At 59.2% G+C, this 11,622-nt stretch carries 13 protein-coding genes; 6 read left to right on the top strand and 7 right to left on the bottom strand.

Features of this window, described 5'->3' with window-relative positions:
• Positions 1–270 precede the first annotated feature (270 nt).
• The 5 genes from NW845_RS10625 to NW845_RS10645 form a co-directional block, all read right to left on the bottom strand.
• Positions 271–741 carry a phycobilisome protein gene (locus NW845_RS10625; protein ID WP_414366307.1) on the bottom strand — a complete coding sequence of 157 codons (471 nt, stop codon included), beginning with the start codon at positions 739–741 and terminating at the stop codon, positions 271–273.
• A gap of 16 nt (positions 742–757) precedes the next feature.
• Positions 758–1,297, bottom strand: coding sequence for a hypothetical protein (locus NW845_RS10630; protein ID WP_414378477.1), 540 nt, complete (start codon positions 1,295–1,297; stop codon positions 758–760).
• Positions 1,298–1,399: 102 nt separating this feature from the next.
• The gene (locus NW845_RS10635; RefSeq protein WP_414332444.1) at positions 1,400–1,681 is read right to left on the bottom strand and encodes a hypothetical protein; all 282 of its coding nucleotides are present in this window, start codon (positions 1,679–1,681) and stop codon (positions 1,400–1,402) included.
• A 52-nt stretch (positions 1,682–1,733) separates the two neighbouring features.
• Positions 1,734–2,417 (bottom strand): V4R domain-containing protein, encoded by a 684-nt coding sequence (locus NW845_RS10640; protein ID WP_414378478.1) that lies wholly within the window; start codon positions 2,415–2,417, stop codon positions 1,734–1,736.
• Positions 2,418–2,486: 69 nt separating this feature from the next.
• Positions 2,487–2,972 (bottom strand): 2Fe-2S iron-sulfur cluster-binding protein, encoded by a 486-nt coding sequence (locus NW845_RS10645; protein ID WP_414332440.1) that lies wholly within the window; start codon positions 2,970–2,972, stop codon positions 2,487–2,489.
• A gap of 445 nt (positions 2,973–3,417) precedes the next feature.
• Here NW845_RS10645 and NW845_RS10650 point away from each other — a divergent pair, with 445 nt between their 5' ends.
• Positions 3,418–3,930 (top strand): phycobilisome rod-core linker polypeptide, encoded by a 513-nt coding sequence (locus NW845_RS10650; RefSeq protein ID WP_414366302.1) that lies wholly within the window; start codon positions 3,418–3,420, stop codon positions 3,928–3,930.
• 1 nt (position 3,931) lies between these two features.
• Here NW845_RS10650 and NW845_RS10655 read toward each other — a convergent pair whose 3' ends face one another.
• Positions 3,932–4,936 (bottom strand): ABC transporter substrate-binding protein, encoded by a 1,005-nt coding sequence (locus NW845_RS10655; protein ID WP_414378479.1) that lies wholly within the window; start codon positions 4,934–4,936, stop codon positions 3,932–3,934.
• Positions 4,937–5,083: 147 nt separating this feature from the next.
• On the opposite strand from NW845_RS10655, the gene cobA reads away from it, so the two are divergent.
• The 4 genes from cobA (at position 5,084) to grxC (ending at position 10,633) form a co-directional block, all read left to right on the top strand.
• Positions 5,084–6,583, top strand: coding sequence for a uroporphyrinogen-III C-methyltransferase (gene cobA / locus NW845_RS10660; protein WP_414378480.1), 1,500 nt, complete (start codon positions 5,084–5,086; stop codon positions 6,581–6,583).
• Positions 6,584–6,632: 49 nt separating this feature from the next.
• Positions 6,633–7,457, top strand: a complete 825-nt coding sequence (gene menB, locus NW845_RS10665; RefSeq protein WP_414378485.1) for a 1,4-dihydroxy-2-naphthoyl-CoA synthase — start codon at positions 6,633–6,635, stop codon at positions 7,455–7,457.
• 61 nt (positions 7,458–7,518) lie between these two features.
• Entirely contained in the window at positions 7,519–10,317 is a 2,799-nt protein-coding gene (gene polA / locus NW845_RS10670; protein WP_414378481.1) for a DNA polymerase I, read from the top strand.
• A gap of 55 nt (positions 10,318–10,372) precedes the next feature.
• Positions 10,373–10,633, top strand: coding sequence for a glutaredoxin 3 (gene grxC, locus NW845_RS10675; protein ID WP_414359978.1), 261 nt, complete (start codon positions 10,373–10,375; stop codon positions 10,631–10,633).
• Positions 10,634–10,704: 71 nt separating this feature from the next.
• On the opposite strand, the gene NW845_RS10680 is transcribed toward grxC, so the two are convergent.
• Positions 10,705–11,001 (bottom strand): DUF2470 domain-containing protein, encoded by a 297-nt coding sequence (locus NW845_RS10680; RefSeq protein ID WP_414378482.1) that lies wholly within the window; start codon positions 10,999–11,001, stop codon positions 10,705–10,707.
• 154 nt (positions 11,002–11,155) lie between these two features.
• Between NW845_RS10680 and NW845_RS10685 the strand changes: the two genes are divergently transcribed.
• Positions 11,156–11,622: DUF29 domain-containing protein (locus NW845_RS10685; protein ID WP_414378484.1), on the top strand; the 467-nt coding region annotated here is incomplete at its 3' end.

Consider the following 11,622-nt stretch of genomic DNA (forward strand, 5'->3'; position numbering starts at 1 on the left):
ATTATCCCTTGCGTGTTGGCCTCGTTTTTGTGTATCCCCGCCGGGCGGGAGGGACGGGTGCCCCTGGGTGTGGGGCGGGGGGTGAGGGAATGCTCCCTCTGGGAGAGGGGCTGGGGGTGGTCGCGTGAGCGGCGCGGAGCCCTTGGGCGAGCAGCACGGAGCACTGGGATAGTAGGGAGTGCCTTTATCTGGCCATAGGGAGCAAGGAATGGATGAGCAGGGAGTGGGCTGTATACAGTAATTGGTGGATGGATCGAGAGTCCATTGACTTCAGTTGACCAGCATCGACTTGGCCAAGAGCACGTAGGGGCGGATGGCCTCGCTCTCTTCGGGGCCGAAGACAGCGCTGAGGGAGTCGAGCATCAACTTATAGGCAGGCTGGCACTGGTCACGCATCTTGAAGGACTTCAGGATCGTCTCCAGCCAGTAGAGCAACTTATCCCGCAGGTAATCCTCATCGTTGAGCACCATGGCCAGGCAGCAGTAGCGCCACACCATGCTTAGATCGCGGCGGCAACGCTCCCAGGCCAGGTGCCCATGTTGGCGGGGCAAATTCGGCATCATCGGCTGGAACTTCTCCATCACGCGCTCCACCAGCTCTTGCTCTTTGGCCTGTAGGACTTGATAGAGGCGGACTCGTTTGGGGATCCCTTCCACATAGGCGTGTAGGGTTTTCAGCTCGTCTGGGCGCAGATAGCGGCCCTCACTTTGTTGCATCAGCGCGGTCACCATTGAATTCATAGGAAGCCCCCTTGGTTTAGACGAACATTTGCATCAGGGTGAGCGCTTCTTCCGACGGAGCTGCAGTCTCGGTTTGAGGAGCAAATTCCGGCTCAAGCCGCTCTGGGGAAGGGGTGCAGACAGCCTGTAGCGCTTGCCAGTAGGGGGCAAGCAAACCCTGCTGCTCCGCCGGCAGGGATCCCTGCACCACCGCCTGCAACTGCCGGAGCGCTTCCGGCAAACCCAGATACCGTTCCATCGCCCCACACCTCCATTGCCGCAGGGGCAGGGGATCCCCCAACAACAAGCTCAGGCCCAGGGAGCGCAAGCAGAAGGCCAGTTGCCGGGCCAAGAGGCGCTGAGTGGGGGTGAGAGAGGATTCTGCCTCACCGCTGTACCCGTGCTGTTGCAGAACCTTCTCGATCCACGCCAGCTCTTGTTGTTGCAAGACTTGGTAGAGATCCAGCCGCTCTTGAAAGGAGAGAGCGTAGCGGATGAGATCCTGCAGATCGTCGGGCGTCAGGTAATCCCCTTCTCGATCGGCAATGCGCTCTGGCCAAGGGCGAAGGTCATTCATGGGTGAGGTCTCCTTAAAAAACCCGATTCAAAACCAGTCTCAAAACGAGTCAAAAGATCGAGCGGCTCGAGGAAGCAAAACCTAAGTTGGGGCAAAGCGGGGCTAGAGCAAGGCTCCACCAAACAAAGCGGCAAAATCCTCAAGCGTAAAGGGATCCTCTGGCGGCAGCTCCGGCGGTGGCTCAGGGCGCGGGCGGACGCCCGACCAATTGCAGCCGGCAAAAAACTGCCCTACCGACTGGGCCAAGAACAGGGGGGAGTCCGACAGCGATTCTGGAGCGAAGGGAGCTTTGGCCAAGGGCCGGTTATCCCAGTTCAACCCCTGTAAAAACACCGCCAGCGGCTGGGTTAAGTCCAGATCGGTGTCTAGGTTGAGGGTGACCATGGGCGTTTCTCCAAAGTGGCGGGGGAAGGACTGCAAAAGCCACAGGCAGACCTCACAGTTGGTGCAAACGCTGCTCGATCTCGCGGGCGCTGGCCCCTTCGCTCATCCAGAAATTGGCAGCATCGATGCGCTCTTGCCCGCCCAGCAAAAACTTGCAGTAGGTCTCCCCCATGGCGTAGCACTGGATCTCGATGCAAGCCAGCTCGCGGGAAGTCATAGCAGAGAAAAATCCGGCAAATAGCCCGGCGTAGAGGTGACAAACTGGCTTGCCCACATCGCCCAGGGTGCGGGCCACCAGCGAGTCAAACAGGTTGATGAATAGGAACCCTTTTTGTTTGGACTCGGTTTCCACCTCCCACTTGCCCCAGCCTTGCGCCGTAAAAGGCCACCACCAGGTCTCCAGCAAAAACAGAAGGTTGGACTGCTTGACCCCAATCCCGTACTCCCGCTCATACCACTGGGAAAAATGCTGGGCATCGCGCATGCCCCAGTCTCTGCCGATGGTGTACATCACCGCCGCAGAGGCATCGCCCACTTCCTGCTCTAGGCCTGCCTGCAGGCCGACAATGAAGTCTTCGCTAAGCAGCAGGTTTTGGGTGTTATTCCAGTCGATAATCGTGCCTTGCTCTCGGTTAAAGCGGAAGAAATCGCGGTAGCTGTAGTGGGCGTGCTTTTCGTGGCCCACCGGCATGGTGACTGCGGGACGGGGATCCGGTCGAGTGGTAACGCTGGCCATGGCTTTCTCCTCAACAAAACTGAGCCGTGATCCACTGCAGCAGGAACCCAAGCAGAGTGTTGGGATCCCTTAGGCCTCGCGGGTCTGGGCAAGGGTGCTGCCGATGATGCGGAAGTCTTCGTTTTCCAGTTGCTTGATCGTGGAACGGGTGATGATCTTGCCCTCCTCCACCAAAACGCGCCCTGTTCGGGGGTGCAGCAAGTCTTGTTCGGCCCGCCGACCGATGAGCACCTCGATATCCTTCAGCGAGTTCACGTACATCCCCGGCGGCAGCTCCACCACCACCCCATCGGCCACCACCCGTGCCTGACAGGCCAAGCGGGAATTGCTGCGGGCGCTGGTGATCGTCTCCAGGGTTTTGGCCTCGCGGGGGGTGATGGGGGTGAGGCTCTCCATGCCCTCCTTGACGTAGACATGACAGGTGGCGCAGAGGCCGCGGCCGTTACATTCCTTGGAGACATGGAGCTCCTCCGACAAAATGGCCGACAGCAGATTGCTGTAGGTATCCACCTCCGAGACGCGGGATAGAGGATCTAGCCGGATTTGTTTCACCATAGGTGGGATCCCCAACTTCAAGGCAGACAAAAACTCTGCCGGCAGATACGCCCTGCCGCAAAAGCAATGCAAGCGAAAAATCAGTTCCTACTCGTATTCTGGATTTTGGCCAGGCTGGGGGAATCAAAACGTCACAATCTTTAACTACGGGTAAGTACGAAAAGTTTCTCCATGTAGAAAGCTGGAAAGTAGAATCACGTAAACTCAAAAAAACTGGGGCCTTCTTGTAAACATTTATCGCAAGCTTCCCCAGTTCAACTTATCGACAAGATAAATCTTGAGTAGGGCTTTTGCTCAGTTGGTCTCCGGGTTGGCATTGACAATTTTTGGATCTGGTTAATGCCGATTGTAAAAGTGTATCGAGCAACTCCATCTTCATCGTTTCTTTAAGTTGACCTCTTGCCCAATCGGTTTTTGTCGGTCGCGTTGCTTGGGAGCTATCGCTATGGAACTACGCCAGCGGGATCCGCAAACGTTGCAAAACCTGTTGCGGGCTGCCTACCAACAGCTTTTGGAACGCCAGCCCTACCAGCACGAGAAGGCGGGAGAGCTGGAGAAAATCGAGCAGGACTTTCTGCGGGGTCGGATTGGGATCAAGCGGTTGGTTCGCCAAATTGGGGGATCCCGGCTCTACCGGCAGCTCTTTTTCAGTGCCGGCTGCAACACCCGCTGTGTGGAGCAGGGTTTTAAGCACTTTTTGGGACGGGCCCCGGCCAGCAAGGAGGAGGTGGCGGCCTACCACGACATTCTGGTGCGCCAGGGCTTTCAGGCCATGGTCAATGCCTTTATCGACTCGGAGGAGTACCGCCACACCTTCGGCAACGACCAACTGCCCCATCCGCGGCAGCGGCTGAGTGGCTGCCCGCCTCTGGCCTACCTGCTGACAGAGCAGATGCACCGGCGCCATGAGCTGGCGATGCAGGGATCCCCACGGCTGCAGAGCTTGGCGGTGATGTAACTCAGGCGGCGGGAGCGGGGAGAAAGTCGAGGCTGTAGGCCTGGCGGACATTGAGGCCAGCTTCGACAATTCCCAGGGCCACCATTTCCTGAAAATAGGTCTGCCAGCGCTGGTGGGTCATGGCGCCGATCCCCAGGGTGGCCGCGTCGCCAGCAGTGAGGAGGCCGTAGTCTTTTAGGGCTTGGTGGGCATAGGCCAGAAGGGCCTCGCTCATGTTGGGGTTGTCCTGGCGGATGAGGCGGTTGCCGGGGCGGGGATCCTCCAGGTAGCTCTGCCAGCCCTGGATAGAGGCGGCCACAAATTTTCGCACCTCCTCCGGGTGCTGTTCGGCAAAGGGGCGGGTAGTCTCCAGCGTGGTGGCATAAGGGGAATAGCCGTAGTCGGCCAGCAGGAAGACAACCGGATCAAAGCCGCCCTCCTGGCGCACGCGGAAGGGCTCGGAGGTGACATAGCCCTGCTGGGCAGAGGATTTGTCCAGCAGGAAGGGGGTGAGGCTGAGGTTGTAGGGACGCTTTTGCTCGTCGCTGAAGCCGAACTTAGCCCGCAAGAAAGGCCAGTAGGTAAGGTTGGCTCCCGGAGAGACCCAGATGGGCTTGCCCCGCAAGTCTTCCAGGCGCTCGATGCCCACGCCCGGATGGGCCAAAAGGCACTGGGGATCCTTCTGGAAAAAGGCGGCCACGGTGAGCACGGGGATCCCTGACGGCAGAGCCGCCAGGGCGTCGGGGCTGCCGCCGAGGACAAAGTCCGCTGCTCCTCCAGCCAGCAGTTGCAGCACGTTAACCGCCGTTCCCCCCATGCGGATTTCCACCTGCAGGCCGTAGTCGGCGTAGATGCCCAGGGCCAGGGCCTGGTAAAAGCCCCCGTGTTCTGCCTGGGCGTACCAGTTGGTGACTAAGCGCAGGGGCCGGGATCTGGAGCGGCGGGATCCCGCTGCTGCTGCCACTAGAGCAGCTCCACTGGCCAGAAAGCGCCGTCGGGGCCAGAGCTCTGCAGTCACACTAGCCATGGGCAGGGATCCTCAGACTGCAACGCTTTCAGTATCTCGCAACCAGGTGGTTTTTGCCTCAGCTTGGAGGAAGAGTTGCCAAGCAGGCGGGATCCCGCTTTTGCGGCAGGATCAACAGGTAGAGGGCAAGAGAAGGGGTGCAGCAGCATGGGCAAGGTGTATCTGGTGGGGGCGGGGCTGGGCGGGCGGGACGGCCTGACGCAAGGGGCGCTGGAGATCCTGCGGCGGGCTGAGGCCGTTTGGGTGGATGAGCTGGTGGACGCGCGCTTGTTGGCGGAGTTGCCCCCCCAGGCGCAGGTGTGGCGACGTTCCGAAGCAGCGAGCTTGCAGGAGGGCATCCGCTGGCTCATCCAGCGCTGCCGGGAAGGGAAGCAGGTGGTTCACCTCAAGGCGGGGGATCCCTTGATCTTTGGCCGTGCCCGCGAGGAGGTGCAGGCCCTGCGGGAGGCGGGCTGCCCGTTTGAGATCTGGCCAGGCTTGTCGTCGGCCCTGGCCGGCCCTTTGTGGGCAGGGATCCCTCTGACCGATAAGCACTTGAGCCGCGCCTTTGCCGTGCTGACCGCCCACGAGCTGGAGGCCCTGCCCTGGGGCGCTCTGGCCCAGTTGGATACGTTGGTGATCTTGATGGGATCCCGGCAGCGGCAGCAGATTGCGGCCCAGTTGAGGCAAGCTGGGATCCCACCGGAGCGTGCCGCCGCCGTGATCTGGGGGGCAGGGCAGGCGGAGCAGCAGGTTTGGGTGGGCACCCTGGCAGAGCTGCAAGAGGGGGAAGGGTTGGAGCCAGAAAAGCTGCCTGGCCTACTGGTGGTGGGCGAGGTGGTGCGGCTGCGGCAGGAGTTTTTGCCGGGGATCCCACCGTTACCGCCACCGGCTCCTTTGGCAGGCAAAACGGTGCTGGTCACCCGGGCTGAGGGGCAATCGCCAGCTTTGCGCGAGCTGCTGCAGACTCAGGGGGCGCGGGTGCTGGAAATGCCTGCCCTGGTCATCCAGCCGCCTACAAGCTGGGATCCCTTGGATACAGCCATTGCCGCCCTGGAGAAGTTCGATTGGCTGCTCCTGACTTCGGCCAACGGCGTGCAGGGTTTTTTCGAGCGGTTGCAGCAGCAGGGGCGAGATAGCCGGGCTCTTTACTCTCTGAAAGTGGCAGTGGTGGGATCCAAAACGGCGGCGGTACTGGCCCAGTACGGCATCCGCCCAGATTTGCTGCCCTCTGAGTTTGTGGCTGAAGCCCTGCTGCCCATTTGGCCGGAGCCAGTGCAGGGGCAGCGCATCCTCTTTCCCCGCGTCGAATCCGGAGGACGGGAGGAGCTGGTGCAGGGGCTGCGGCAACGCGGAGCCGAGGTGGTGGAGGTGGCGGCCTACCAGTCGGCCTGTCCGGCAGCAGCGGATCCCCAGGTGGTGGCTGCCCTCAAGGAGCGCCAGGTGGATATCCTCACCTTTGCCAGCTCCAAAACCGTGCAGCATTTTGCCCATCTCCTCCACCAGGCCGGGCTGGGCCCTGAAGTCTGGGATCCGCCGGTGCAGATTGCGGCCATCGGCCCCAAAACGGCGGCAACCTGCAGGCAGATCTTGGGGCGGGTAGATGTGGTGGCCCAGGAGTACACCCTGGAAGGGCTGGTGGGATCCCTCGTTCAGGCAGACGGTTAGCGCGGATAATGGGCAGGGATTGGCGAAGAAAAGGAACCCCCAAGACACCATGTGGCAGACGGCCAAGCTCTACGAAGACATCCTCTACGAGAAGACCGACGGCATTGCCAAGATCACCCTCAACCGCCCCCACAAGCGCAACGCCTTCCGCCCCAAGACGGTTGCCGAGATGATCGATGCCTTTCTGGATGCGCGGGAGGATCCCAATATAGGAGTCGTGCTCTTGACGGGCGCCGGGCCGCATACGGATGGAAAATATGCCTTTTGTGCCGGCGGGGATCAGAGCGTGCGGGGGGAGGCCGGCTACCTGGACGAGGCCGGGATCCCGCGTCTTAATGTCCTGGATCTGCAGCGCATCATCCGCTCCTTGCCCAAAGTGGTGATTGCGCTGGTGGCCGGCTACGCCATTGGCGGGGGCCATGTTTTGCATCTCATCTGCGATCTAACCATTGCCGCCGACAACGCCATCTTTGGCCAAACCGGGCCGCGGGTGGGCAGCTTTGACGGTGGCTTTGGGGCCAGCTACTTGGCACGAGTGGTGGGCCAAAAAAAGGCGCGCGAAATCTGGTTCCTCTGCCGCCAGTACACAGCTGCCCAGGCGCTAGAGATGGGCCTGGTCAATGCGGTGGTGCCTGTGGAGGAACTGGAGGCAGAAGGGATCCGCTGGGCGCGGGAGATCCTCCAGCACAGTCCCCTGGCCATCCGCTGCCTCAAGGCCGCCTTCAACGCCGATTGCGACGGCCAGATGGGGCTGCAGGAGCTAGCCGGGGACGCGACGCTGCTGTACTACATGACCGAGGAAGCTGCCGAAGGCAAACGCGCCTTCTTGGAGAAGCGCCCTCCTAACTTTCGCCAGTTTCCCTGGCGGCCCTAGGGAGCGGCTCCCTGTCCAGGTCGGGATCCCTTAGGCTGGACTTAGTTCCTGGTCTAAGCCGATGGCTGCACCCACTCCGACGCTGCTCTTGGTCGATGGTCACTCCTTGGCCTACCGCGCTTTTTACGCCTTTGCCCACAGTCGCGAGGGGGGCTTGCGCACCTCCACCGGGATCCCGACGAGTGTTAGCTTTGGCTTTTTGAAATCGCTGCTGGAGGTTCTGGAGAAGTACCCCCCCACCCATATAGCTGTTGCCTTTGATACCCGGCAGCCCACCTTTCGCCACGAGGCTGATGAAACCTACAAAGCAGGCCGCCCAGAAACGCCGCCGGAGTTTCTTGAAGATGTGGAGAACCTCAAGCAGGTGTTGGCGGCGCTGCGCATTCCCATTTTGGCAGTGCCCGGCTTTGAGGCCGACGATATTCTGGGGACTCTCTGTAGGCTTGTTCCCCAAAAGTATCGAGTGCAGATCTTAAGCGGTGACCAGGACCTGTTTCAATTGATTGACCGCGAGGGAAGAATTAGGGTTTTGCACCTCAACAGCAAGGATCGCGTCAGCGAATTTGGCCCCCAAGAGGTCAAAGAGAAATTGGGCATCTGGCCTTGGCAAGTGGTCGACTACAAAGCCCTCTGTGGTGACCCCTCCGACAACATTCCCGGCGTCAAGGGGATTGGCCCCAAGCGAGCGGCAGAGCTCTTGCAGCGCTATGGCAGCTTGGAGGAGATTTTCAACCATTTGGAGGAGATCCCTGGCAAAGTCCAGCAGTACCTTAGGGAAGGGATCACGGCGGCCCGGCACTCCCAATTTCTGGCTCGGATTCACTGCGACGTCCCCCTTGTGCCTGACTGGGAGGGCATGAGGTTGACCGGCTTTGACCCAGAGGAAGTGCTGCCGCTGCTGGAGAAACTAGAGTTTCGCAGTTTCATTACTCAAGTGCGGAAACTCCAGGCTACTTTGGGCGGGATCCCCCCTCAGGCAACTGCAGCCAGGACAGGTTCCCTAGAAGCTGAAGGGGATGGCTCTGCCTACGACGAGGCCCTTTGGTTTGATTTTCCCGCTGCTCCCGCCCCTTCTCTGCCGGCAGTGCGCATTGTGGATACACCAGAGCAATTGGAGCTGTTGCGGCAAGAGCTGTTGGCCTGTTCGGGGATCGTAGCCTGGGATACGGAAACCACGAGTTTGGATCCCCGCGACGCCCAACTGGTGGGAATTGGCTGCTGTTGGTCAGAGGGGGATGTGGCCTATTTGCCCATTGGTCACCGCCAGGGATCCAACCTGGACTGGAACCTAGCTAAGCAGAGCCTAAAGCCTATTTGGGAGGATCCCAATCGGCCCAAAAGCCTGCAAAATTGCAAGTATGATCTCAGTATTTTTCGCGCCCATGGCATCCGCCTACAAGGGATCCAATTTGATCCCATGCTGGCCAGCTATGTTCTCAACCCAGAGGCCAGCCACAACTTGGCCGACTTGGCAGCTAGCTATTTAAATTTGCCCACCACCAGCTACGAAAAGTTGCTGGGCAAAGCAAAGTCCATTGCCGATCTGCCCATTGACAAAGTGGCAGAATATTGCGGCACCGATGCCTATTGCGCCTATCGCTTGGTGCCTATCCTCACCGAGAAGCTGCAACAGACTGACCCACGCCTCTGGAATCTTTTTATCCAGGTGGAGTTGCCCTTGGCTCATGTTTTGGAAGAAATGGAGTGGGTTGGTATCCGTATCGACACTGAGTTTCTCCAGCAGTTTTCTCAGGAGCTGGAAAAAGAGCTACAAAGCCTGGAGCAAAAGGCCTATGCCCAAGTGGGGGAGGTCTTTAACCTCAACTCTCCCAAACAACTGGCATCCCTACTCTTTGAAAAGCTCAAGCTAGATGTCCGAAAAACTCGCAAGACAGCCACCGGCTACTCCACCGACGCTTCTGTTTTAGAGAAGCTGGAAGGGGATCACCCAGTTATTGAAACTATTCTCCAGTACCGCACTCTGGCCAAGCTCAAATCCACCTATGTGGATGCGCTGCCAGCTCTGGTAAGACGCGATACAGGCAGGGTGCACACCAACTTTAACCAGACCGTTACTGCCACTGGCCGGCTCAGCTCCTCCAACCCCAATTTGCAAAATATCCCCATCCGCAGCGAGTTTAGCCGCCGCATTCGCCAGGCCTTCATTCCCCAGGAAGGATGGCTGTTGGCCTCGGCTGACTACTCACAAATTGAGCTGCGCATCCTGGCCCACCTCAGCCAAGAGCCAACCCTCCTCGAGTGCTTTCGCTCCGGGGAAGATGTGCATACCCTAACCGCTCGCTTGCTCTTTGAAAAGCAAGAGGTAACCAGTGAGGAACGCCGCCTTGCCAAGACGATTAACTATGGCGTGATCTATGGCATGGGAGCCCAGCGTTTTGCCCGCACGGCAGGAGTATCGCTGGCAGAAGCTAAGCAGTTCTTGCAGCGATTTAATGAGCGCTATGCTGGCGTTTTTGCCTATCTCCGCGCCACCGAAGCCTTTGTGGAAGAACACGGCTATGTGGAAACCATCCTGGGTCGCCGCCGCTATTTCCCCAATTTGTCTCAGCTATCGGGCCACCGCAAACAAGCCGAGCTGCGGGCTGCTGTGAATGCCCCCATTCAGGGATCCGCTTCAGACATTATCAAAGTGGCTATGGTGCGCCTGCAGGAAAAGCTCCAGAACTTTCGTTCGCGTTTACTTTTGCAGGTTCACGACGAGCTGGTATTTGAAGTAGAGCCCTCAGAATGGCAGGACTTACAGCCCCTCATTCAAAGAGAAATGGAAGGGGCGGTGCCCCTCTCCATACCGCTGGTGGTGGATATTCAAATTGGCCACAACTGGAAGGAGGCCAACTAAGGGATCCCAGTTCTAGAGAAATGTTAAGCTATGTGAAAGCGTTCGTTATCTCCCTATGGCTGTTGAGATCTACACCTGGCGTTTTTGCCCTTTTTGCATTCGCGCCAAGCAACTGCTAGACCGCAAGGGAGTCAAGTACATCGAATACGCCATTGATGGGGATGAGGCGGCGCGAGCGGAGATGGCTAAGCGGGCCAACGGGCGCCGTTCGGTGCCCCAGATTTTCATCAACAACCAGCACATCGGCGGCTGCGACGACCTCTATGCCCTTGAGGCCCAGGGCAAGTTGGATCTGCTCCTGCAGCAAGCTCACTAGACCCGTCTCTTGCCGGCCTCGGCTGGCTAGCCAGTGCTGGGGTCTTCTCCTTTTTTGCTGCCAGGCCCAGATTAGCTACTGGCTTGCCGGAGGCGAGCACGGGCCTGTTTCAGCATGGCAATCAGGGTGTGGTGGGCATCTTCAGAATCTTTGAGAGGGTGCTCAAAGGGAATGCGCAGGGTTCGTAGGGCCCCGTCTACCTCTACCTGCAGGTCCATCCCTTCTGAGTCAATGGCCTGCATGCGAGCCTGCGTCACCCCTTCCACTTGGCCGAAGACTTTGGCATAGAGCGCCAGGGCATCGGCGTGGTCTTCGTTCATGTGCTTGCAGATGCGCTCGCTAACCTGAGGGGTGAGAGGGTCGGCCATAGAGTTGCAAAAGGGATGTCCAGATTTTAGTCTAGCGGACTCTTGGCTCAAGCGGCAGTTAAAGGCAGGCCAGCTCCCCCGCGCTCAGCCACTTGTTTCTCCTAGAGCCAGTAGGATTGGTTGATACCCGGGCAGCGTCCAGATGGGGGTGGACATGCAGCTTTACGAGCGCGACTTCTATGCCTGGACTCAGGAGCAGGCAGCGCTGCTGCGGGCAGGCCGGCTGGAGCAGCTAGACACCGTGCATTTGGCGGAGGAAATCGAGGCTTTGGGCAGGCAAGAGCGCCGCGAATTGGTCAATCGCTTGGGGATCCTGCTGGGGCACCTCCTCAAATGGCAGTTCCAGCCCCAGCTTCGCGGCAAAAGTTGGCAAGCCACGATTATCGAACAGCGACAGGAGATCCAGGAGCTCATTGCGGAGAGCCCTAGCCTCAAAGCTTACCTAGCTGAAGCGATGGAAAAGGCCTATCGAAAAGGACTGCTCCTGGTGGTGAGAGAAACGCCTCTTTCTCTTCAGGATCTGCCTGACCGGTGCCCCTACACTTATGAACTACCCCACCGCGTAGGCGGGTGGGGTTTCCTCACCCGCTTGACAGCAGAGCTTTTGTCTCTTCTTCTGCC

The sequence above is a fragment of the Synechococcus sp. H60.2 genome (genome assembly GCF_047462315.1).
Classification (GTDB): Bacteria; Cyanobacteriota; Cyanobacteriia; order Thermostichales; family Thermostichaceae; genus Thermostichus.